Consider the following 24,070-nt stretch of genomic DNA (forward strand, 5'->3'; position numbering starts at 1 on the left):
TTCCGTCAATACAGTCAAAACCCTTCTCAATCATGGACTGCAACAACTTCGCCGACAATTTCCCGACCCGGCAATATTCCTTTTCATGCAATTCCGACAATCCTGTTTATAAGCAAGATATAACTTTTTCAAAAAAAAACGAAGAAATACATTCACCCATTTTCACTTTTCTACTATTATCTTATAGACAGAAACCAAAGCTATGATGACAATAGAAGAAAAACGTACACGAATACATGACTACCTGACCGGAACCATGGATGAAGAAAAACAGCAAGCATTCAATCATTGGTTAAAGAAAGACGAAGAAGCACAACAGCTCTTCCGGGAAGAAGTTCGAAAATTCAGGCGTGTCGAATGGGCTGAACGGTGGGATCAGGTAAACGACATGCAAGCGGAAAAACGAACCATGCAACGAATCCGCTCCCGAAGATTACAAAGATTACAGGTTCGCTACGCAGCAGCAGCTATCGTATTCATAGCCATCGGGATAACCACATGGTGGTGGTCAACAGCGAAACAGGAAGTCCGTCGTCCGGTAACAATACCTTTGACAAGCCGGCAAATGCCGGTATTAACCCTAAATAACGGGGAAGAAATCATTCTTCCCCTTGGTGATTCCACAACACTGCGTTCCGATGAAATAGATATCCGGCTGACCGATTTCGGGCGACTAGAGTACACGAACAAAACAAATAACGACAAAAAACAGATACGTTACAACAAATTGACAGTCCCTTATGGTTGTGAATTTAACGTAATGTTATCAGACGGTAGCCGAGTGTGGCTGAACGCGGGAAGCTCGTTACGGTATCCCGAAGTTTTTAGTGGCGAAACGCGGGAAGTATTTCTGGAAGGAGAAGGTTATTTTGAAGTAGAACGAGATGAACAAATCCCTTTTATCGTACAGACAAAAGAAATGAATGTACAGGTACTAGGTACAAGTTTCAATATACGTGCCTACGAGGACGATCAAAACGTAATTACCACACTCGTGACAGGCAAGGTCATACAACACTATCCGGGTATCGACACAAGCCTCGTGTTAACACCTTCCCTTCAAGCAGTGTTTAACCCGGAAAGCGGTTCATTGTCGGTTCAAAAAGTGAAAGTTCACACGGTACTCGCTTGGCACAATGGAAGAATCGCCATCAGTGATGCCCGTCTGGAAGACATTTTCAAAGAACTCTCCCGCTGGTATGATTTCGAGGTAATCTACTCGGATCCGTCATTAAAAGATGTTCGCTTTTACTTGCACTCTAATCGCTATGCAGAAATAGAGGGTGTACTGAAACACCTTCAAGCAACTTGCGGTGTACGATTCACTTATGTCGGAAAAACAATTTACGTGTTAGATAAAAAGTAAAGGGATGTCCCCACATCCCCTTACACGTTAGTAACTCCACGATACTAACGAAATGTTAATTAAAATAGTAGAACAAAGTTATGAAACAAAAACCAAAAATTCAACAAACGCTAAGAGAAATGAAATTATTAGCGTTATTTACACTTTTGGGCTTGTGTTCCGTCCGCGCGGTAGCACACGGACAGGAAACACGCATCGATTTACAGATGTCAGGCGTAACCCTGAGCGAAGTATTTCAACAAATCGAAGAGTTGACGGACTACATGTTCGTGTACAAGAGCGAAGACATACGTGCCGCGGGCAAAGTGAACGTGAACGCTCGCCAAATGATGGTAAAAGACGTGCTGGCACATTGCCTGCAAGGAACCGGATTAATATTTTCATTCCAAGATAACGTGATTGCCATCAAGCAAAAACTCGCGGATGAAAAAAAATCCGTGACAATAAAAGGATTTGTAACAGACGGCCAAGCCGTTCCGCTTCCGGGAGTAACCGTGAGAGTCGCCGGAACCACCGTGGGAACCGCCACGAACGTAAACGGTTGGTTCTCGATCACCTTGCCGATGACAAGCGGAGCTCTGGAATTTTCGTTCGTGGGATACCGGAAACAATCCGTGCCTTTTACCGAAAAGACAGACACGATACGCGTCAAACTCGAGGAAGACGTTGCCGATCTGGACGAAGTTGTCGTGCGGGCCTATGGCTCCCAAAACAAACGGGAAATGATCTCGGCCATATCTTCCGTGAAAGCGGATGAAATGAAAGAACTTCCGTCTGCAAGCATCACGAACATGTTGCAGGGACGTCTGGCAGGAGTCAACATTATCCAGCAATCGGGAGCCCCCGGCAGTGCCTCGGTTATCGCCGTGCGAGGCTTCAACTCCCTGCTCGTGGACGGAGCCAGCGACGGGCAACCGCTTTGGGTAGTTGATGGAGTACCCATGCACTCGTTCGTTTCTCCGGTAACAGGAACCAATACACTGGCAGACCTCGACCCGAGCATGATTGAATCCGTCGAAGTATTGAAAGACGCGGCTGCAGCCTCTATCTACGGTTCCCGTGCGGGCAACGGGGTCATTCTGGTAACCACTAAAAAAGGAAAAGCCGGGGCGGCAAAATTCGCTGCCAACATATCCTACACTTGGTCTAAAGTCATGGAATACCCCGTGCAAACCGGGGGACGCATGGATCGTTACCTGCAACTTTTAAACCGAAGAAACCAAACAAACTACTACATGGTATTCGGGGTAAACAGAGGCTTCTACTGGCCTACCTCCTACGAGGAAATCTGGAATAAAGCCGGCGTGTACGACGCTTTTTGGCAAAACGGACAGACGTCAAACGTTCGGGTAGAAATGAACCTGCAGGACAGCTTGGACCCTTACTACAACAATTGCACCAACTGGTGGAAATACGCCTTCCGCACGGGAAAAGTCCTGAATGCCAACATTCAGGCTTCGGGCGGTTCCGACAAATTCCAGTACATGATCGGAGCCGGGATCTATGACGAGAAAGGTATCATGGTCAATAGCGGTTATACCCGGGGCAACCTCATATCCAACACAACCGCTCAACTCACTCAAAGCCTGCGTTTAGACTCTCGTATCTATCTGGCATACGTCGACAGAACCATGAACAAATCGGGCAGCGGAAGCAGCCGCTACGAGAAAATGAGCATCGTCCCCGAACAAATGAAAACTTATGAAGGAGCCAGCGACGAAATCGTCAGTGAATGGCTGGACGCGACCAAGGGCATCAAGGACAGAACTGACGACTACCGGGCTATGGCCAGCCTTTTCCTTGAATACAAATTCCTCAAAGGATTCAGCCTCTCCGCGTCCGGTAGTATAGACTACTCCCAAAACAACATGAACAAATTTACGCCCAGCACTCTGGACGAATCCTATCACGAAAACAAATCCCAAGGAGCTATCATGCGTAACTTAATGATCTCCACGGAAGAACTGTTCAAATACAACCGCAGCTTCAACGAAATCCACAACATTGACATCATGCTCGGTTTAAACATCAACAAAGAACAAAACCATTACATCGGGGGATACGGGAAACGCGGCAGCAGCGACAACGTCAACTACTACGACCCCTCGATCAACTCCCCGATTTACAATTACGGGACAGAACAAAGTCCAAGATGGGAATCAACTACCAGTTATGAATCCGACTTCGAAGAAAAAGTAATGGTCAGCTACTTCGGGCGTATCGGCTACAACTTCAAACAGCGCTACTTGATGGAATTTACCTTTCGCCGCGACGGCTCATCCACATTCGGTGAAGGCAATCGTTGGGCAAACTTTCCCTCCATTGCCTTGGGATGGAGCTTCTCGGAGGAACCATTTATAAAACGCTGGACAGGCAATTGGTTAAACTGGGGAAAACTTCGGGGAAGTTACGGAACCTCCGGACAAATATTCTCGGATGCATACCTCGCCCACGGCTTGATGAGAGCCAACATGACCTCCTTCCAGTTCCGCACGGGCGTGTACACGGGTACACCTGTGGCACCGGACTTGACTTGGGAAAAAACCGAACAATACGACTTGGGATTAGACCTCGATATGTTCAACTACCGCGTCAACCTGAAACTGGACTATTACTACAAATATACCAGTTCATTAATCATGAACGTCGGGTTACCCGGGGGATTCCTTCCCGTGAGCTCCCGCAAAGAAAATGCTATTGCCGTTTCCAACGAAGGTATCGAACTTGAAATACTGGCAGACATCCTGCGCGATCGAGCCGTAACATGGCGCACGAGATTCAACGTGGCTAAAGTATGGAACCGCTTGGAAGACTCTTACAGCGACAAAGACATCTCCATCCTGCGCAACAACCAACAAGACTGGTTTGTCATCGGTCGTCCGCTATTCGGGATGATGGTGTACAAACACAACGGCTTCTATAACTCGGATGATGAAGTACCCGTCTACTACAAGATAAACGGAGACGCCACCTACATCGGCGGAGTCACCAATCGCAGCAAGACAAGCGGCAAAGTCGGGGACTACAACCTAGCGGACTTCGATCATGACGGCTCGGCTGACAAATACAACGCGGGCTCACCCCTCCCTATCGCTTACGGGGGCTGGGTAAACGAACTTAAATGGAAAAACTTCGACATCAACATGTTATTCAGCTTCACGTTAGGCAGAAAAGTCATTCGCACCGCAGGCAACCAACTCTACGCCAATATCCCGCAAGCCTTCTTCGACAGTCGGGACGTGACCTTTTGGACTGCTCCCGGGGACAAGGCGGATTTCCCGAAATACGGCAAAATAATAGAGCCCATGCTGGATAGCAACATCGAAAAAGTACACTCCCTAAGTATGCGTCAATTAACCGTGGGTTACAATTTCGAAGACAACTGGATACGCAAAGCCGGACTCTCCGGTATGCGCTTCTTCATGACCGTGGAAAATCTATTCTGCTGGAGCAACTATTCATACGGCAACCCGGAAACCATCGACGTTTACACGGGATTGGACGACGGCAAATCATACCCTCTGCCGCGAAAATGGACATTAGGTTTAACCCTTAATTTTTAATCTGATGATGAAACAATTCTGTATTATATTAGCCATCGTGTTAGGACTCAACAGTTGCACGGACTTAATCGACGTTCAACCGGAAAACGCGACCACATATACCAACTACTTCCAGACACGCCAAGACGCCGAAGCCCTGTTGACCGAACTGCTGCTTCGCCTGCGCAACGGAGAATCCAACAGGTTAGGTCTGGGCTTGATTATCGACGAAGACAGCCGCTACCAATCCATGCGCAACATGGCAACGGGACTCACGGCTGACGGAAGCTCCGTCTATCGGTTGATCTATCAAGCAAGCCTGATCATCGAAAACGCTCACCGTTTCCAAATCCCGGAAGAAGAACTGAAACCCTACCTGTTACAAGCCTACTTCGCTAACGCCGTCGGGTATTGGCGACTGGCACGGGATTACGGGGAAATGGTTATTCTCCGCTCAACCACGGACTTCACCCCTCTCGCTAAAAGTTCCCAAAAAGAACTCCTTGACGAAGCTGAAAAATGGGCACTGAAAGCAATGGACCTTCCCGTGTACGATGAACTGGCAGGTCTGGATGGCCCGATCATCAAAAACTACGGGAGCAAAGGAGCCGCAGCAGCCTTGTTAGCTCACCTGTACGCTTGGAGAGCCGGCGTGGCAAACGAACCCGAATACTGGGCTAAAGCGGAAGAATACTGCACGATGATTATCGACCAAAAAGTAGGTTCCTACCAGTTGGCCATCAACCCCGAATCAGTCGTGCTGGACGTCATGAAAGGCAATAACCGCGAAAATATCTGGGAACTCGAAAACAACGCACAGGAAAGCAGATACTTAACAAACAACTTCGTCGGCTTCCCCATCATTACCTCCTCCGGCTATGCCCCCGTCGGGGGATACAGTTACGGGTGTAAAATCCACAAAACAACCGTGAACAACATGTATTCCCGGAACGACCAACGCCGTGAAGCCTACTTCTACGGTTTGGATGCCGACTTCCTCTACCTGAAAAATGTAAACGGCAACATCGTGGCAGATACCTCGCGCAAGGATGGCGACAACATCGTGAAGAGCTACGATAACAAAACAATTAAACAAGCCTTCATCTATAAATTCAGGTATCCCTACTTCCATGTCACCGACAACACCCCCGAACCGCAATATCGCGGTCTGAATCAAAACGAAATCGTCTGGCGCCTTGGAGGAATCTACCTGTTGCGTGCGGAATGTCGCGCCCGCCAAAACAAACCCGACGCCGTGGACGACCTCAACCTGATCCGTCGCCGGGCATACGGTAACATGACCGCCTCCGGAGGAATCGTCGATGCGGCCAAAGAGAGCGAATACGCCTATCCCTGTGCCGACGACGTGGAAAAAGGATTGGCAAACAACATTCAGTTAGCCATCTTCCGGGAAAGAGAAAAAGAACTATTCCAAGAGAACCATCGCTTCTACGACATCGTGCGCAACGGCTACTGCTTCTTGCACGATAAAGACAGTTACGACTACATCCGGAAAGAACTGCCCGCCGCCTTCTCGTACTTGACGGACAAAGACATCGAGGACGGGGCTTTATTCTCGGAAGTATCCTCCAACTTCTTCACGAACAACGACCTGATGAGACAGAATCTATTTTGGAACAGATATAACCAATAATCTTACAAGCATGAAACTCAATATATTAATAGTATTAATAATATTCGCGGGAGCAACCTCCTGCACGAAAGACAACTTCTACTACTCCGGGATCAGCGACGGTCGGCATGAAGGCAAAAACATGCTGGAATACATGCAGGCACACCCTTACGACTGGGATTCCACGCGGGTAATGATCCACCACGCCGGCGACGACATGGTCAAATTATTCGAGGGTAAAGACGAGCGGCACAAAGAATTCACTTTCTTCGGGATGACCAACCATTCCATCCGCCGTTATCTACTGCAACACAACCTGAAACAAGTCAGCGATCTGGATGCCGAGTGGTGCCGCACCATCCTCTTGAAGCACTTGATTGACGGTAAACTCTACCGCAAAGAAATCCCCGCGGGCGAACCGGGCTTGTATGAAACCGTCGGTACCGGGGGAACAACCCTCACCACGCTAGCCGGAACCAAAATCTGGACTTACGTCGTGGTAGAAGAAAAAAACGGAGTGGTACAACACGCCTCCCGTCCCATCTACATCCGCTTCGAGGAATCCGGACGGCTGCTGCAAGTTGTTTCCGGGGACATCGAACCGGATAACTGTCTGGTTCACGCCTTGGATTACAGATTCACGATAGGAGAAGAAGAATAAAACATGACAAAAAACAATACTATGAAAAAAATAATACTATTCGCCGGAATACTATTAACGATAGCCCTATCCTGCCACGAGAAAACGGAAGGATACCTCATCACGAAAAACGCCGCCTACGTCCCGGACACCATGTACGTTTACAAAACACCCGATCCCGTGACCGATGCCTTGAGAATACAGAACAAAGCCCCGTGGGTAAGCATTGCCATGCAAGGATACGAGGGAACGGAGGAAATCTATTTCACCATAGAATCCGTCACCTCCCCTCTCGGCACGGAAGCCATTAAAACATTCCGTGACGAAATATCCATCCGGGGCGGCGGAATCTTGGAATATCCCTTGGAAAACAACGCGCAACCGGGAGCCTACACCATATCCGTGCGCCTGACAAACCCGGGATACAGCCAAGTTGTAGAAAACGCGATAACTGTCATCATCGTAGAATAAATCAAATAAAAAATCATGCTAGTAAAAAAGTTTTTAATCTTAATCCTTTGTTGCCTCGGGACATTAACCTCCCGGGCAGAAGGCATCAACTTTTTCAACGGCAACTTGCAAGACGCCTTGAAAAAAGCCAAAAGTGAAAATAAACTCGTGTTCGTGGACTTCATGGCAACGTGGTGCGGCCCGTGCAAGACACTCGCCACCAAAGTATTCCCGGACAAAGAAATCGGCGACTACTTCAACGCCCGTTTCGTGTGCGTGCAAATCGACGTGGATAAGGAAAAAGACCTTGCCCGCAAATACCGGATTCAAGCCATGCCCACCCTCGTGTTCATGGACAACAACGGGAAAGCCGTCACCCGGGTAACGGGAGCCGCCTCCAAAACCCGCTTGCTGCAAAAAGCCAAGGAAGCCACGGGAGAACTCCCCGCTTTCGACGAATTGTGGAACATGCACAAGAAAAACAAAAACGACGTGAACGTCATGCAGCAAATCCTGCATGAAGCGCCTTATATCATACAGGAACGCCGGGGACAAGGTTGGGAAGCCCGAGTCAAGAAAGTATTCGAACAATACATGCAAACCAAACCCCGGGAAGACCTCTTGAATCCCACCGATTTCACCATCATCATGGGATATTCCGAAATGGAGAAAAACAACGAGCACGTGGAATTTGTCATCAGTCACCTGAACGACTACTTGAAAATCATGCCCTTCCGCCGTGTAGCCAACCCGATGTTCAGCTACACCATGAGCCTGATCAACAAACTGGCCAAGGAAAACGACCTCGATTACAAGAAAGAGATCGCACGCGCGGACGGGGACATGAAAGTCATCTTCGATTCGTTACGTCACAGCACGTATTCCCCCGTTGAATTCCTGACAATTTTAGGCGATGCCTACAACGCACTTTACGGTCACAAGGATCAAGCAACCTATGTCCAACTCATTGACAACTATCTCACGCGAACGGGAGACAACGTCATGTTGCAGGAATACCAAAGTTTCATATCCGATTTATTAGCGGCAACCAAAGGGGATTTGAGCGACGACGCTGCCCGTACCGTACTGAAATGGCTGAACGCTTACTTGACTCTCGGTCAAAAAGCCGGAGAACAGCTTCAACCTCAAAATCTATTCTGGTACTACCTGACAAGCGGCGACTGCCTCGTCACTTTAAAGGAAATCACCAAAGCAAAAGAGGCTTACACACAAGCCTACATGCTATCCATGCAATCGGGAAACCCCAACCTGCAAGCCCAAGTAAAACAAAAGTTAGACGCTATAAACGAGAAATAAACAAGCAACACGCGGAACTAACCACCCGCGACGAGCCAGCCAAGTGACAAAACTCCGGCTGGCTCGTTTTATTTTTAATACCGATATTTACGGGTTATCAACCACCACTATTTAGGAACCTTAAGCGTAACTTTACCTATTCCGAATAGCAACAGAATTATCCCCGTATAATCCTGATCCAGATAGACAAAGAGAGGTAGCAATAAACGAACGTTTAATGATAGTGGATTTTACGGCAATCGAAAGATTTTACCTCTGAAAAGGTAATATTGTTAATCTATTGATTTCCATGAAAATGAAAGAATCAACAATATCATTTTCTCTTTGATAGATTTTGATTAATTTTGCATTTAATAAACGTTGGATTAATAAGCTTCAATCAACAAGCTATACCGCTCATATACGGTACTATTGATACTTATAAATCCACTATAATTATAAGGATGCTTTATGCCGAGGGGAAGTAAACATATACATTTTACGAACGGGGAAAGTATTATATTCGACGAATACTTTAGAAGTAATTTCAACAAATTCGTGGCTTTCACCTCTCGTTTTCTCGTTGATACTCAGCAAGGAGAAGACGTGGTACAAGATACATTCGTGCAGATGTGGGAAACGGCAGACCTAACTTTCGAATCGGAACCGGCACTTTCCGCTTACATGTATCGCATGATACGCAACCGTATTTTGAATGACCTGAAACATTTAAAAATACAGGAAAAATACAATGAACGAATGCGCAGGGAAATGGAGAGTGAAAGTTTTCTCGTGAAATCCGTGTGGGATGAAGAAACCCGCCATTTACTTTACAAGGCCATAGACACGCTTACCCCGCAATGCAAAGAAGTGATCCGTTACCACTTGGAAGGGAAAAAGAACCAAGAAATAGCGGAACTTATGGAGATTAGCATCGTGACTGTAAAATCCCACAAAATGGTTGCTTACAGACAACTACGAGAAAGTTTATCCAAAATCATATTCTGTCTTTTCCTCACGTCCCTACACTAATCACGAACAAACCGACCAAGAACAATCAACATATTCCTCTGGTTTTAAGTCGTTTTCAAAATATAATCATACAGAATACATGTTGAAGAAATACATGAATCAATGATGAATCTCGTATCAATTCCGGTGCAGTAGTACTTGAAAAGTTATTTATACCCTTTTAATAAGCTATTAAAACGCTATTATAGTATAGGGTTTTAATAGCGCTTTAATAGGGTTCTAATAGCGTTTTACACGGAAGTGAAGCGGAATTCATATGGAATTCATACAGAATTTATTTAGAAATAATATAGGTTCTCACCTCATCAAATCAATGTTTTCCAACCATAGGACACAGGACAGAAACCGATAGAAATCAATCCATTACACCAAATTCCATATTTTCACATCAACAGCAATACTGGCAATCAATTCATCACGAAACAATAACTATTGAAAAAATATTTCAAAAAAAACTCATACCCTTCCAAAATTTAGTTGTTCTATAGTCAAACGGGAGCATCAGATCAACCTCCCCATGAAAAAAGACCTATGGAGAAACTGGAAAAATATATCAAAATGTGCCGCTTGGCTATCAAACGACGACTTACTCAAACCGACAAACAAGAAGAGGAAAAGTTGGACGCTTGGCTACGGGAGAGCGAGGAAAATCGTGAACTTTACCATTCAACCGATTATATCGATCTGGCAGAACTCAACGATTATTACTCTAAAACAGACGTAGAATATCAATTATCCCGCTTTCACAAAGGCCGTAAACGTACTACACGTTCCATTGTTTGGCGTTGGAGCGCAGCAGCAGCCATCCTTCTGGTGGGAGGTATATCATTATACATGATGAACAAGACGGAACCGGTCATGATTTCGTCCATGAAACCACTCCCCGCAGGGGTGAGCCTCGTGTTGTCGGACGGACGTCAAGTTGACCTCTCGACACCCTATCACCCCGACACCGTCGAGATGGGAACAGCCATCGCCAATATACAGCAAAATACACTCATTTATACCCCATCCGACACGTCACGTGAAGTCAAGTTCAATACATTGATCGTTCCCAGGGGAACCTCCTTTCACCTTGTATTGAGTGACGGCACACGGGTATGGCTGAATGCCGACAGTAAAATCACGTACCCGGTTGCTTTCGCCAGTAACACGCGGGAAGTGCGTTTAGAGGGAGAAGCTTTTTTTGACGTGAAAAAGAACGGGCAGGCACCCTTCACCGTAAATACCGACCGACTGAAAGTGCGTGTACTAGGCACGAAGTTTAACGTGAATACCTTCGCCGATGCCGGCTATGTTTCGGCAGCTTTGGTGGAAGGTGCGGTAGAAGTCTCCGGAATGACAGGAGAACCTTGTCGACTGGTACCGGGACAAGTGGCAATGATCGACACGATCGGTAAAATCCGAATCACGAATACAGAACTAAAAGCCTATACCGCATGGATCGATGATATGTTCTGTTTCAGAAACGCTCCCCTGTCGGAAATTCTGAAACAAGTAGAACGTTACTATAACGTGAAAGTCATTTATGACGCGGGGTACCGGGAAGAATATTACACGGGTGATATCTATCGTAACAAACCGTTACAAACTTTGTTGGATGTACTGGAGATGACCATTCCCGTGAAATTTGAATTGCTTGATCAAGTTGTACATATAAGAAGGAAAGGATAGGTCGGTTGCAGACTAAATCCGTGAGGAAAAAATGTCTAACGCAAAAAGAAGAAAAAGAAGAATACAAACATTACTAAACCTTTATTGACAAAGAAATGAACAAATTGGTAAGTCTGTTTTTTCTGGTGTCGGTGACACTGGGATTAACTTCTCTACCCTCTACGGTAACGGCTCAGGCGCAAAAAATCACACTAAACGTGAGGCATGTGAAGCTGGTCACAGTTTTGGAGGAGATACAAAAACAATCCGGTATTAATTTCATTTACAATGAAAAAATCATCAGCGAGGTGAACGACATCACGCTGGACGTGAAAGACGCCCCGATCGATACCGTGATGACACGTGTACTCAAAGGGACAAATTTACAATATGAAATTCACGAGAAGATTATTGTCATCACCGAGAAAACAGTTCAAAAACAAGTATCCCGTAAAATCAGCGGAGTGGTTCGAGACGAGAAAGGGGAACCCCTGCCGGGAGTGACCGTTTTAATCAAGGGTACTACAGTGGGGAATGCCACGGATATTGACGGACGGTTTTCTATAAATGTCCCGGGAGGAGTAACTCAGTTATTATTCTCATTTATCGGGATGGAAACTCTTGAAATGGATATTCCTAAAGATTCCCAAGAATTAAACATCACGATGAAAACAAAATCCGACGAACTGGATGAAATTGTTGTAACCGGGTTTCAAGTAACAACGAAACGACAAGCCACGGGATCCGTCGCAGTAGTCCCGATGGAAGTATTTGCCAATAAAGCAAACCCAAGTATTGATAATCTACTACAAGGTCAAGTAGCCGGAGTCAGCGTAATGGCTATATCCGGACGCCCGGGAGAAACTTCACGAATTCGGATTCGAGGAACAAACACGTTAAGCGGTGATGCAGAACCTTTATGGGTGATTGACGGGGTTCCGATGCAATGGAATTTCCCGACAAACAAAACCAGCCAAATCAAAACGGGAGATTTTAATGATATTTTCGTGAATGGTATCGGAGGAGTAAACCCGAATGATATTGAAAACATCACGATTCTGAAAGATGCTTCCGCTACCGCAATTTACGGTTCAAGAGCAGCCGGAGGAGTTATCGTGGTGACAACCAAGAAAGGGAAAATCGGGAAAATGCAAGTAAATTACGCCGCCAATATCTCCGTGGGTTTGAAACCGCAACATGACCCCAACTTAATGAATGCTCCCGAGAAACTGGCATGGGAACAAGAATTGTGGGATGAATTTGCCGCAGAGCGTTTCAATTCCGGTGAACAAAGATATCCTGTTGTCGGGATTGTGGGGATGTTAAGAGCCGGCAAATTAGGCAAAAATAACAAGTATTGGGACGAAGAAGGCTTTGAACCCATGTCAAAAGAAGAACAAGATGCTTACATTGCAGAACTGGGAAAACATTCAACGGACTGGTTCAACGAACTATTCAGGAATTCTGTGTCTACAAGCCACCACCTTTCCCTCTCCGGGGGTGCACCCAAAGTCGCGTATTACGCCTCCCTCGGATACACGAAAGATAACGGTTTGGTTAAGAAAACCGGTTATGACCGATACACGTTAAACACCAAACTTTCACTTACTCCCAGTGAGCGTTTAAAGATGGAAATCGGACTCGATCTATCACAACAAAAATACAAAGGATATTCCGGGACAGTGGATCTTTTCCGGTATGCATACTTCGCAAATCCTTATGAATCTCCTTATAACGAGGACGGCAGTTATCGGGCTGATTTCACTTATGGCAATTTGTCCAAAATAAACGGCAGGAATTGGAATAACTTACCACCTAACGGGTTGAACGTTTTAAGAGAATTAAATGAAACTTCCAGTGAAGCGAATAATTTTGCCACAACGGTTCGTTTCAACTTGGAATACACGATTATCGAGGGATTAAAATTTAACGGTTTGTTTTCATACGGTTTCGCGAACTACAAGACCGACAACATAAACGGTCCTGATACATACGCTGCCTATAACGACCGTTTGTCCTTTGATCAAAGCAAGAAAGACAAAACATACGGGTCAATTTATCAAACATCCGCCAATAACACGAATTATTCCGCCCGGGGATACTTGAGTTACACTGCCCGCTTGGGCATAAACCACCAACTGGTGGCGTTCGGAGGTGCAGAGATACGTGGAGATTTGGCGAAAAGTATCTTTGAAAAACGCTACGGTTACGATCCTGTAACAGGAAATTCTTCTATCCCGTTACCATCAAAACCGGTAACAGGCGACAAAATTGACTATTCCCAGATGGAAATATTCGCCCAGATCGTGGACGGTTTATCCGGACAGACGGAGGAGGAAAATCGTTTCGCCTCATTCTTCGCTTCTCTGGACTATAATTTCAAGCAGAAGTACGTGACCAGTTTCTCGTTCCGCACGGACGGGTCAAACAATTTCGGTAACGACCAGCAATTCAATCCCACGTGGTCACTGGGATTTGCATGGCACTTGGGAGAAGAGAATTTCATGCAATCCTTAAGACCTATCGTGAGCCGAATGACTCTCCGTGTAGCGGGGGGGTATACCGGAAATATCAGCAAAACTTACAGTCCCCGTTTGATTATGTCTTATGACAAGGAATACCGCAAGTATGGAAATGAAATGTTACGCATGGGAAGAGTTGCCAACGCCCCGAACCCTAATCTACGCTGGGAAAAGACACGGGACATAAAAGCAGCCCTTGATTTCGGTTTACTGGATGATCGGATCACCGGTCTCGTGGAAGGATATTACCGAAAGAGTAAAGATGTCGTGACAGCCGTGCGGGTATTAAGTTCAACAGGTTTCACGCAACAAGGATATAATACATCCGTGCTCGAAAATAAAGGTCTTGAAGCCACATTGAATTTTTTAATCATGGATACAAAAGACGTAAAAGTACGCCTCTCCGGAAACATCGCTTGGAACCGGAATAAGGTACTTGACTACAAATCCCCGAACGGATACGTGGACGGGAATCTGTGTGAAGGTTTCCCGCTCAATTCTATTTTCGTGGGCAAAGTGGAAGAGATTGATCCTGAAACCGGATTGTACATCTTCAAATTACGTCCGGATGCCATTATCAATAAAGGCTCCGATTTACATGATGCGGATAATTACCTTTTTTACGCCGGAACAAAAAATGCTCCTTACACAGGAGGATTTAACCTGCGATGTGCATACAAAAACCTGTCATTAAGTATCGGTGGAACTTTCGTGCTTGACGCCAAAATCCGGGAAGACTTGAAATCCCCGGCAAGCTACCAAGCATTAACGGGCAGCGGAGAATCGCAACAAACATATTACAACGATTTATACCGAAATCATCTTAACGTGAAAAAAGATGCCACGAACCGCTGGACCAAAACTAACAGGACAGGAGTAAAATACCCCCGGATTATTGACTATCACGGTGAACCGTTAAATCTGAATTATTATAACGTAACCGACACGGAAGTCACCCGGGGAGTTTATCTTGAAAACGTGGCATTTGCCCGAATTCGAGACATCACGCTAGGATACACTTTACCTGAGAACGTGACAAGAAAATTAAGGATCTCGTCATTGAGTTTTGCCTTAACCTTGAATAATTTCTTCACGTTCACGAATTACTCGGGAATAGACCCGGAAACCCCAACGACAACTTATCCTTTGACAAGATCTGTCACTTTTGGATTAAACTTGGGATTTTAATACAAGCTTCAGAACAATTAAATTTCGAGAAAAATGAAAAAGTATAATATATACATCATCGCTTTCCTTACATTCATTTGTTTCTCGTGCAAGGAATATTTGGACGTGAAACCGAAGGGAAAGATATTGCCAAAGACTGCCGAAGAATTTCGGGCAATGCTTGAGCTCCACTTGAATCGTGTCGAAGGAGCCATGGAAAACTACATTCTAGGAGATGCTAAATCTATTCTGGATTACGAAATGTACTCTGATAACCTAGATGCTAAACTGACTTTTTACCCGCAAGGAGGAGCCCTAAAAACCTACGTGGGAGACGGACTGAACGACATCTCTGACGGATATGAATACTTGTACGGGTATATTCGTGATTGTAACATTGTCATTGACAATTTAAATGACGGAAATGAAACATTAGAAAAAAACGTGTTAGGCACGGCATATTGTCTCCGTTCGGTATGTTACTACAATCTGCTGCGCACTTTCTGTGAACCATATGACAAATCTCGCGAAAACGAGTTACTCGGATTACCGCTAGTCGAAAGTTTTGATATGGAAGAACGCCCGTTACGGTCAAGCTGGACAAAAACTTTCGAATTTATAGAAAAAGATCTTTTAGCGGCTATAGATTACAACGTTAAAGATGAAGTTTGGATTTTCACGTCTGACGTGGCAAAAGCCTACTTGGCAAAACTTTATTTCTGGGCCCAGAAATGGGACAAGGTAATTCCCTTGGCACAAGAATTACTTGAAAAATACCCCTTACTGGCAGGACAGGCATACGTGGATATGATTCAAAGTAAAAACGAGAAAAAAGGAAACGTTCTCATCCGTTCTTATACAGTAGGAGGAATGGGAGTATCCGATATGACATACGGTTTCGCGATAGAAGATCGCAAATATCGTCCGGTAAGCAAAGAACTCGTGGAATTATTCACGGACGGAAAACAGGATATCCGTTACGAACTGTCATTTAACAAACAACGTCTGGCTCAAAAAAACGTGTGCGCCAATGTACGAAGTGCAGAGATGTGTCTGATGCTGGCAGAGAGTTACTTGCACCAAGAGGATGAATCCCACGCTTTGGAATATTTGAATTTATTGCGTTCCAAACGTATAGAGAACTATGTAGCCTACACGAAAGACAATTTGCCGGAAATCGGAGACAATGACCTTATCCAAGTTAATGCTACCGGAAAGACGCTATCCAAACTAATGCGAGTGATCCTTTCCGAACGCCGCAAGGAATTGTTCATGGAAGGAGACCGGTGGTTTGAACTAAAACGTAACGGACGACCGGAGTTCTGGGGAACCGCAGAAGGGAAAAAATATATTACCAGTAAATATCTCTACACGGCTCCCCTCCCGAAAAAAGATATAGAATTACTACCCGACCTGATTCAAAATGAAGGGTACGAAGATTAAGTGTACAATCAAAAATAAAGTAATCATGAAAAAAATATTATTTATACTGGCCATATGTTTGTTCTTCGGTTTGACCGGATGCAATGACACGGACGATCTTCCTCCCAAAGAAGGCTTGGTTACTTCCCGGTATATATTGCCGAAAGGTAAGGTACTGACAGAGGCTGACCGAGAAATCATCAAAGAGAGAAAAGAAGAATACAATAACGCAATACGATAGTATTTAACAGAAAAATAAAATATCATGAAAAATATATGGATATTTTTATTGACTCTACTAACATACGGGATGCTCTCTTGTCATGACGATAATAATGACGATGCATCATTGTCTTTCGGTAGATCAATTTATATATTACAGGCGAACGGCGCTCTTGAAGTGGAATTGAGAGCCGATGGTGCCGTGGAGGAACAAACCGTGGTTAAATTCACGGTTGGAGGCTCAGCTGTCAGAGGGGAAGATTACGAACTGAGCGCAGACGAGTTTGTACTGGAAGCCGGACAAGATAGAGCAAAAATACAAATCCAGCCGAAAGAAAATTACAACGAGGACAGGGAAATCCGTTTAGAACTGGAACCCGTGGCGGGATTTCAATTGGGCGATAAAAGAGTTGTCATTATCCCGATTGAAACCAAAGAACAAATGATTATTTCATTCGAGAGAGATTGGCGGGAATTAGAAGACGAACTTATCGTGAAAGTAACCGTGGCCGGAGCCGTCACGGGTAAATACAATTCTACCGAACCTCTTTCAATCCCGTTCGTGATTGGCAACGGGACCACGGCGGAAGCAGGAGTCCATTACGAGATAGAGGGTGACGTGAATGCATTCGTGATAAAGCCGGGCGAAGACAAAGCAGAGATCAAAGTCCGTTATCTACTGGTAGAAGAAGGGCACGACCGACTCGAGTTAGCTCTGACCCTACCGGACGAAAGTTTCTACTTCGGGAACTATAACGAAATGGAAATTCCCATAGTAGGCCCGCTCTCCATGAATAAATTAGCCGGGAAATGGACTTATTCCGCTTTCATGTGTCAAGATTATATGGAAATGCTCGTTGGAGGAGATTTCCCGGACGATCTGACTGCCCTACCCACCAATAATTCCGCGACGGATATTCTGGAATTTGTCACGGAAGACGGAATGGATATGATAAAAGTACACATGACAGGTGATTTACGGAATTATTTCAGGGACACAGAAATCCATATCGGTTCCACAGGGGAGGAATATTTATGGGAAACACTTACCGATCTAGCTTTAGTTACTTCTGTCAGATGTGATAAGGTGAATCTTCATTTCTCACCCAACCAAGTAAAAGAAGAAGAAACCACCATAGGTATGCGTCTCGTGGAAGGCGGTGAGGTATTGGAGATCAGAATACTGCAATATGAGCCTATCGAATTTTTGTATGATACCTACGAAATGTTTGAAGGTGATATGGAAATGTTCCCTCTAGTATTCCGTTTTGCAAAAGTGAAAGAATAACGCAAGACAAACAAATATTTTAGATTATATTGAATAATATGAAACAAATAACGACACAGATTGTTTCGGCGCTACTCTCCGGTTTATTCTTACTTTCTTTTGGAGAGATGAACGCAGCAGACAGGAAAAAGAAAGAAAAGGAAGTAGTAAAAACCAGTAAATATGACAAACTGGTACAGAAAGCCGGGCGCGTAACGGCAAAAGGGGATTTTATCTCCCTGCATAAGGTAGGGGGAAAACTCTATATCGAGTTACCCGTGGTGTACCTTGGACGAGATATGTTACTGGCCTCCACGTTAACCAGTGCCAGCGACAACCTGCTTTGTGAGGTCGGTTACAAGCCGGAAGACCCGCTACACGTGAAATTTACGCGAACAGACAGCTCTATCTACCTGAGGAGGGTTAATACCAAGGCAACCTATAATGAGCGGGAAGAGGGGATGAAGATCGCGTTGGAGCGGAGTCTTACCGATCCGGTATTGAAAAGATTTAAAATCGAAACGTATAATAACGACAGCACCGCCGTGGTGTTCGACGTGACGGATTTCTTTGCCCGTCATAATGATATGTTACCCTCTTTACCCAAGAGTTACGGTGGATTTATCTCTATCAAATCCAGTCCTAACAGCGAGGGAGAAGCCCTGCGGGAAATCAAAGCTTTCGAGGATAACGCCACGATAAAGACGGACTTAGCCTACAAGGTGACCATGACGGTATTCGGTATTTTCACGATACGCGCGGACGAGCCCACGAGTATACAAGTTACCCGTACCCTGCTATTGTTGCCGGAAGAGAAAATGCGTCCCCGTATCGCCGATACCCGTATCGGGATATTCCTGACAGACAAACAACATTTCTCGACGGAACAAGACGAAGTGGGGATTTATTCCATGATCCACCGCTGGCGATTGGAACCGAAAGATGCTGAAGCGTATGCACGGGGAGAATTGGTTGAACCCGTGAAACCGATCGTGTTTTACGTGGATGACGCATTTCCCGAATTGTGGAAACAACCGATAAAGGAAGGAACGGAACGCTGGAATAAGGCTTTCGAGAAAATCGGGTTCAAGAACGCAGTGCGGGCATTGGACTTCCCGAAAGATGACCCGAATTTCGATCCGGATAACTTGAAATATTCCTGTATCCGGTATATACCGTCAACCACAGCCAATGCCATGGGCCCCTCGTGGATAGACCCGACAACCGGAGAGATCGTAAACGCATCGGTACTGGTGTACAACAACGTGATTCAATTGATCAACCAATGGCGTTTTATCCAGACAGCACAAATAGACCCGTCCGTACGCGACAAGAAGATGCCGGATGAGATCGTGAAAGAGTCTATCGCTTACGTGGTAGCACACGAGGTGGGACACTGCCTCGGGTTCATGCACAACATGGCCGCATCGGCTGCCTATCCGGTGGACTCGTTGCGTTCCGTCACGTTCACGCAAAAATACGGGACCACTCCTTCCATCATGGATTACGCGCGCTACAATTACGTGGCACAACCGGGGGATAAAGGCGTGAAACTTACACCTCCCGACTTGGGAATTTATGACGAATTCCTAATCCGCTGGGCATACCAACCGATACCGGAAGCCCGCACGGCACGGGAGGAAGTCCCCGTACTCGAATCATGGCTCGACGAGAAAGCCGGAGACCCGTGCTACCGTTACGGACGGCAACAATTACTGGAACGCTATGACCCGAGTGCTATCGAGGAAGATTTGGGCGATGACCCGATGAAGGCGGGAGATTACGGCATCCGTAACCTGAAATATATTTTATCCCACATGGACGAGTGGATCGCAGATGACCCGGACGGCTCGCACAAGCAACAATTGTTGGAACAGTTGATGGAACAATATTACCGGTATATCACGAACGTGATGTATAACGTGGGTGGTATTTACTTGACTGACGTGAAAGAGGGAACCCCGGGTGACCGTTACCGTTCCGTGCCAAAAGAGGTGCAAAAAGCTTCTTTACAATGGGCGTTGAAACAATTCCGGGATTGCGACTGGCTGTACAATAAACCGTTGAGCAAGAAGTTGACCCTTCGGATCAGCGAGGCGGATGTCGTGAGATCGGTGCTTGCTCAAAGTCTGCTGTCCTCTTATCAACGGGTAATTCTTTCTGCCCACGTGTCGGACGATCCTTACACGTTGAAAGCGTATTTCGACGACTTGTATAACGGGATATGGGAAAATACCATCCGGGGGAAGGCGTTGACGAACGGGGATAAATTGCTGCAAACGAACGCTATCGTGATGATCAATGATGTTGTCGGGAATAGCATGAAAAAGAAAGGGAAATTTTTCCTGACCTCTCTGGACGAGTTGAAGAACTATGGGCTGGACGAATCGGGTATGGTTCGGAAATTCTACAAAACGTTGAAGTCTATGGAACGGGAGCACGGGGACAGCTTCGTTGCCGAACAGCTACGCCTGCACGGCATTGGTTATGGCTATAACTGGCAAGACGAGGTGGATGTAGAAGCGATTGACAATTCCAAGCAGTATTTGTTTACCATGGCAAATAAAGTGAAAACGCTACTTGAAAGTAAAATCCCCACATCGACAGGAGAAACACGGGAACATTACCGGATGTTGTTGTTCTCTCTGAACAGAGCATTAGAGGGGAAATAAAAAACAGATTAAAAGCCTATAAAGTCAAAAGAACTCAGTCTGACTTTATAGGCTTTTTCATTTCAATTATCGAACTTCGTGTAACAACATATCCATCCGTTCCAATACAATTCCTTTTTCTCGCAAACGTTCAGCGCTATTGTGCCCTCCGGCGTACAGCCTGATATTAAAGCCTAGTGCCTCGGCAACTTCCGCGTCATGTAGCGTATCTCCCACCATTAAAGTTTCACGGGGCTCTATCGGATACACGTCCAACATTCTTTCACCTCTGGCAATCTTACCGTCAGCATAGATATTATCTGACCCGCACACACCCTCGAAATAATCGCGGATACCGAAACGTTCCAGCATATCTTCCAATAAGTTTTCCTGCAAAGCCGACAATATATATTGCCGTACACCCATTTCTTTCAATCCCGATAATACAGACACTACCCCCGGAGTCAACACGACATCTTTTGCCAACTCCTCGTAAGTGTCGACAAAATCAAGGGAAACAGTTTCCCAATCATCATGTTTGAAATCGAAACCGATTCCCTCGTAGTAGTCCTTCACCGGAAAACCGAATATGGATTTATATTCCTCCACGGTCAGTTCATTCAACCGTTTTTTTCTCAACATCCGGTTAATCGTATTTACACTAATCTTCACGTCATCCAACAATGTCCCGTTCCAATCCCACACTACGTTTTTATACTTCATATTTTCCCTATATAAAATTAATTTTGATGAAAAGCCTCGATACCCGTCCACCCAAGACGCTCTTTGGCCACGTTTTCAGGAAAAATCCGATAAGTAACTTCCGCTTCACTTCCCAAGGAGCCGTCGGCATTGAATATCTCGACATGCATTTTGGCAACACGGGCATTCTGTTCCACGATACGGGAGCGCATGAAAATTTCGCCCCGGTCCGTGTACACGGTTGAACGATATTTCATATCCAGCGCGATAGTAACTCCCGCACTCTGTACCTTGGCGAAAATGTTCCAGCAGGCAATCTCATCCGCTAAAGTAGCTTGGATTCCTCCATGCAAAACATGAAAAAATCCTTGAAACTCGGGACGGGGAGTCCAGTAACAAGTAATATACTCCCCCTCCTCGTAGAACTCGCATCGCAACCCATGCTCGTTACCGGACGCACAACCGAAACAATTGTATCCCTCGTGTTGCTCGTAGGCGTTATATAATTTTTTCTTTTCCATTTTACAAAAAAAGGGACGTTTAAATGCGTCCCCGGTAATAAATTGTCTAATAATGTTACAAATTACTATGAATCAACTTGGCACAAGTTTCCATTTCCTCTTTCGGGAATTGTTTCTTCGGGTTACTGAAATTCAATTCGTTTCCCTCCACTAATGGAACCAGATGCACGTGAGCATGTGGGACATCCAGCCCTAACACACCAATACCAACGCGCTTGCACGGTACACTTTTCTCGATAGCTTTTGCCACTTTCTTGGCAAATACCATCAAACCCGCTAATTCATCATCTGTCAAGTCGAAGATATAATCTTCTTCTCTTTTCGGCACCACTAACGTGTGCCCTTTTTGCATCGGCGCAATATCCAAAAACGCGTAATAGTTCTCGTCCTCCGCCACCTTGTATGACGGGATCTCACCATTTATAATCTTCGTGAAAATTGAAGCCATGTATTAATTTACGATTTTAGATTTATGATTTTAGATTTCACACACACAAATTCTCTCGCTCATTTTCAATTCTCCATTTTCAATTAGATTGAGATGTCCATGATCTCGAATTCCATCATTCCTGCCGGCACTTGTACTTCAACTTTATCACCCAGCTTTTTGCCGATCAGAGCCTTCGCGATAGGAGTCGTGATGGACAATTTCCCTGCCTTAAAGTCAGCCTCACTCTCGGACACCAACGTGTAAGTCATTGTCGCTTTCGTTTTCACATTCTTGATGGTCACCTTGTTCAAAATCTGTACCTTTGAGGTGTCAATTTGGGATTCGTCGATAATCCGGCAACTGGCAATTGTATCTTGAAGCTGTGCGATTTTTGCCTCAAGCAAACCTTGAGCATCTTTCGCGGCGTCATACTCTGCATTCTCGGAGATATCTCCCTTTTCAATGGCTTCACCGATTGCCTTGGAGATCTTAGGGCGCTCCACGTTTTGCAGATTGTCCAGCTCTTCCTGCAATTTTTTTAGCCCTTCTTTAGTTACATAAGATACCTTCTTTGTCATAGCATATAATATTAAAATCTTAAATTCATATATAAAAAAATAAATGACACTTATCCTCCAATAAGTGCCTTTATCTAGTAAAGAATTCCATAAATTAGAATTCCTCTCCTCTTGCAGACAAATTTATGACCTTTTTTTGAATTAAACAATTTTTCCCCGCAAATATTTTATAAACAAAAAAAACGTCATATATATCTGATAGAATGTCTGTCACCCCGAATGCTCAAGGAAGATATTCCTCACGTATATTCCGCATCGAGGCAAAAAGATTACTCCGTGCATGAGGAGATACGGCTTCCATTTGGTCTATCAATTTACTCACCGCATCCCGATTTGTCGCTTTCTCGTGAGGACAATGCTTCTTTTGTTTCTTGAACTGTCGCATTTCGGCATAGCGCAAAGTCTCGTCATTGGAAAGATAAATCAACGGACGAATCAACGTGAAAGTATTCTTGAACATCTCCAACCGGGGCGGCATACTGCAAATCGTTCCGTTAAAAATCATGCTCATCATAAGGCTTTCCACCGCGTCATCCCGATGATGCCCGAGAGCCAGTTTTTTACAGTCGTATTCCTTGGCAATATCGAAAAGCATTTTACGCCGATGCCACGAACACACGAAACAAGCAGGTTTCTTCGGGTTTACTGTCATATCCAACCGAATTGTCCGATACACGTATTCCACACCCAAGCGTTCACAAAAGGCTCGCAAGTAATCGCTATCCACCTCGTATGACACATCCTCGACGGCAATATGGGCGGCTATCACCGTGTAATCCTGCTTCGGATCCTTTGCCCGCATCGCCAATACCTCCAACAACGCCAAGGAATCTTTTCCCCCGGATATGCCCACGAGTACCCGATCCCCGTCACCAATCAAGCGATAATCATGTATCGCTTTCCCCACCTTCCGGAAAAAATCCCGGGTGAATACTTTATCTTGCTTTTCTTCTGTTATCATCTACTTGTTTATTAT

18 protein-coding genes are annotated in these 24,070 nt (G+C 45.2%); 13 read left to right on the plus strand and 5 right to left on the minus strand.

What is annotated here, in order from left to right:
• Positions 1-202: 202 nt before the first annotated feature.
• The 13 genes from Q5866_RS02065 (at position 203) to Q5866_RS02125 (ending at position 20,884) form a co-directional block, all read left to right on the plus strand.
• Complete coding sequence (locus tag Q5866_RS02065) at positions 203-1,366, plus strand: FecR family protein (protein WP_099291082.1); 1,164 nt, start codon at positions 203-205, stop codon at positions 1,364-1,366.
• Positions 1,367-1,446: 80 nt separating this feature from the next.
• Entirely contained in the window at positions 1,447-4,929 is a 3,483-nt protein-coding gene (locus Q5866_RS02070; protein ID WP_303178469.1) for a SusC/RagA family TonB-linked outer membrane protein, read from the plus strand.
• Positions 4,930-4,933: 4 nt separating this feature from the next.
• The gene (locus Q5866_RS02075; protein ID WP_303178471.1) at positions 4,934-6,562 is read left to right on the plus strand and encodes a RagB/SusD family nutrient uptake outer membrane protein; all 1,629 of its coding nucleotides are present in this window, start codon (positions 4,934-4,936) and stop codon (positions 6,560-6,562) included.
• A 10-nt stretch (positions 6,563-6,572) separates the two neighbouring features.
• Positions 6,573-7,202 carry a fasciclin domain-containing protein gene (locus tag Q5866_RS02080; RefSeq protein WP_099291084.1) on the plus strand — a complete coding sequence of 210 codons (630 nt, stop codon included), beginning with the start codon at positions 6,573-6,575 and terminating at the stop codon, positions 7,200-7,202.
• 21 nt (positions 7,203-7,223) lie between these two features.
• Positions 7,224-7,652: a hypothetical protein gene (locus Q5866_RS02085; RefSeq protein ID WP_227216915.1), complete on the plus strand. Its 429-nt coding sequence runs from the start codon at positions 7,224-7,226 to the stop codon at positions 7,650-7,652.
• 15 nt (positions 7,653-7,667) lie between these two features.
• Positions 7,668-8,948 carry a thioredoxin family protein gene (locus Q5866_RS02090; RefSeq protein WP_227216914.1) on the plus strand — a complete coding sequence of 427 codons (1,281 nt, stop codon included), beginning with the start codon at positions 7,668-7,670 and terminating at the stop codon, positions 8,946-8,948.
• A 450-nt stretch (positions 8,949-9,398) separates the two neighbouring features.
• Positions 9,399-9,959, plus strand: a complete 561-nt coding sequence (locus Q5866_RS02095; protein WP_303178476.1) for an RNA polymerase sigma-70 factor — start codon at positions 9,399-9,401, stop codon at positions 9,957-9,959.
• 531 nt (positions 9,960-10,490) lie between these two features.
• Entirely contained in the window at positions 10,491-11,633 is a 1,143-nt protein-coding gene (locus Q5866_RS02100) for a FecR family protein (RefSeq protein ID WP_303178478.1), read from the plus strand.
• A gap of 95 nt (positions 11,634-11,728) precedes the next feature.
• Complete coding sequence (locus Q5866_RS02105) at positions 11,729-15,322, plus strand: SusC/RagA family TonB-linked outer membrane protein (RefSeq protein ID WP_303178480.1); 3,594 nt, start codon at positions 11,729-11,731, stop codon at positions 15,320-15,322.
• Between the two features lie 33 nt (positions 15,323-15,355).
• Positions 15,356-16,744, plus strand: a complete 1,389-nt coding sequence (locus Q5866_RS02110; protein WP_292269955.1) for a RagB/SusD family nutrient uptake outer membrane protein — start codon at positions 15,356-15,358, stop codon at positions 16,742-16,744.
• A 25-nt stretch (positions 16,745-16,769) separates the two neighbouring features.
• Positions 16,770-16,964: a hypothetical protein gene (locus tag Q5866_RS02115; protein ID WP_186974679.1), complete on the plus strand. Its 195-nt coding sequence runs from the start codon at positions 16,770-16,772 to the stop codon at positions 16,962-16,964.
• Positions 16,965-16,988: 24 nt separating this feature from the next.
• Positions 16,989-18,233, plus strand: coding sequence for a Calx-beta domain-containing protein (locus Q5866_RS02120; RefSeq protein WP_292269952.1), 1,245 nt, complete (start codon positions 16,989-16,991; stop codon positions 18,231-18,233).
• Between the two features lie 38 nt (positions 18,234-18,271).
• A complete protein-coding gene (locus tag Q5866_RS02125) occupies positions 18,272-20,884 on the plus strand; it encodes a zinc-dependent metalloprotease (RefSeq protein ID WP_292269950.1) in 2,613 nt (870 codons plus the stop codon).
• Positions 20,885-20,950: 66 nt separating this feature from the next.
• Here the strand turns inward: Q5866_RS02125 and Q5866_RS02130 are convergent, their stop codons facing one another.
• From Q5866_RS02130 to Q5866_RS02150, 5 genes are all read right to left on the minus strand, one after another.
• Complete coding sequence (locus Q5866_RS02130; protein ID WP_292269947.1) at positions 20,951-21,586, minus strand: HAD family hydrolase; 636 nt, start codon at positions 21,584-21,586, stop codon at positions 20,951-20,953.
• A 17-nt stretch (positions 21,587-21,603) separates the two neighbouring features.
• Positions 21,604-22,086 carry a PaaI family thioesterase gene (locus tag Q5866_RS02135; protein WP_099291094.1) on the minus strand — a complete coding sequence of 161 codons (483 nt, stop codon included), beginning with the start codon at positions 22,084-22,086 and terminating at the stop codon, positions 21,604-21,606.
• Positions 22,087-22,141: 55 nt separating this feature from the next.
• A complete protein-coding gene (locus Q5866_RS02140) occupies positions 22,142-22,534 on the minus strand; it encodes an HIT family protein (protein ID WP_099291095.1) in 393 nt (130 codons plus the stop codon).
• Between the two features lie 83 nt (positions 22,535-22,617).
• On the minus strand, positions 22,618-23,094 hold the full coding sequence (greA, locus tag Q5866_RS02145) for a transcription elongation factor GreA (protein WP_099291096.1): 477 nt from the start codon (positions 23,092-23,094) through the stop codon (positions 22,618-22,620).
• 223 nt (positions 23,095-23,317) lie between these two features.
• Positions 23,318-24,055, minus strand: coding sequence for an ATP-binding protein (locus Q5866_RS02150; RefSeq protein ID WP_303178488.1), 738 nt, complete (start codon positions 24,053-24,055; stop codon positions 23,318-23,320).
• Between the last annotated feature and the right edge of the window lie 15 nt (positions 24,056-24,070).

This window comes from uncultured Butyricimonas sp., assembly GCF_959596855.1.
GTDB classification, from domain to species: domain Bacteria; phylum Bacteroidota; class Bacteroidia; order Bacteroidales; family Marinifilaceae; genus Butyricimonas; species Butyricimonas muris.

Coding starts and splice junctions, on each gene's coding strand:
- Q5866_RS02075 (WP_303178471.1), top strand. CDS start 4,934: ATGATGAAACAATTCTGTATTATATTAGCCATCGTGTTAGGACTCAAC.
- Q5866_RS02095 (WP_303178476.1), top strand. CDS start 9,399: ATGCCGAGGGGAAGTAAACATATACATTTTACGAACGGGGAAAGTATT.
- Q5866_RS02065 (WP_099291082.1), top strand. CDS start 203: ATGATGACAATAGAAGAAAAACGTACACGAATACATGACTACCTGACC.
- Q5866_RS02080 (WP_099291084.1), top strand. CDS start 6,573: ATGAAACTCAATATATTAATAGTATTAATAATATTCGCGGGAGCAACC.
- Q5866_RS02105 (WP_303178480.1), top strand. CDS start 11,729: ATGAACAAATTGGTAAGTCTGTTTTTTCTGGTGTCGGTGACACTGGGA.
- Q5866_RS02110 (WP_292269955.1), top strand. CDS start 15,356: ATGAAAAAGTATAATATATACATCATCGCTTTCCTTACATTCATTTGT.
- Q5866_RS02070 (WP_303178469.1), top strand. CDS start 1,447: ATGAAACAAAAACCAAAAATTCAACAAACGCTAAGAGAAATGAAATTA.
- Q5866_RS02140 (WP_099291095.1), bottom strand. CDS start 22,534: ATGGCTTCAATTTTCACGAAGATTATAAATGGTGAGATCCCGTCATAC.
- Q5866_RS02125 (WP_292269950.1), top strand. CDS start 18,272: ATGAAACAAATAACGACACAGATTGTTTCGGCGCTACTCTCCGGTTTA.
- Q5866_RS02135 (WP_099291094.1), bottom strand. CDS start 22,086: ATGGAAAAGAAAAAATTATATAACGCCTACGAGCAACACGAGGGATAC.
- Q5866_RS02120 (WP_292269952.1), top strand. CDS start 16,989: ATGAAAAATATATGGATATTTTTATTGACTCTACTAACATACGGGATG.
- Q5866_RS02150 (WP_303178488.1), bottom strand. CDS start 24,055: ATGATAACAGAAGAAAAGCAAGATAAAGTATTCACCCGGGATTTTTTC.
- Q5866_RS02090 (WP_227216914.1), top strand. CDS start 7,668: ATGCTAGTAAAAAAGTTTTTAATCTTAATCCTTTGTTGCCTCGGGACA.
- Q5866_RS02100 (WP_303178478.1), top strand. CDS start 10,491: ATGGAGAAACTGGAAAAATATATCAAAATGTGCCGCTTGGCTATCAAA.
- greA (WP_099291096.1), bottom strand. CDS start 23,094: ATGACAAAGAAGGTATCTTATGTAACTAAAGAAGGGCTAAAAAAATTG.
- Q5866_RS02115 (WP_186974679.1), top strand. CDS start 16,770: ATGAAAAAAATATTATTTATACTGGCCATATGTTTGTTCTTCGGTTTG.
- Q5866_RS02130 (WP_292269947.1), bottom strand. CDS start 21,586: ATGAAGTATAAAAACGTAGTGTGGGATTGGAACGGGACATTGTTGGAT.
- Q5866_RS02085 (WP_227216915.1), top strand. CDS start 7,224: ATGAAAAAAATAATACTATTCGCCGGAATACTATTAACGATAGCCCTA.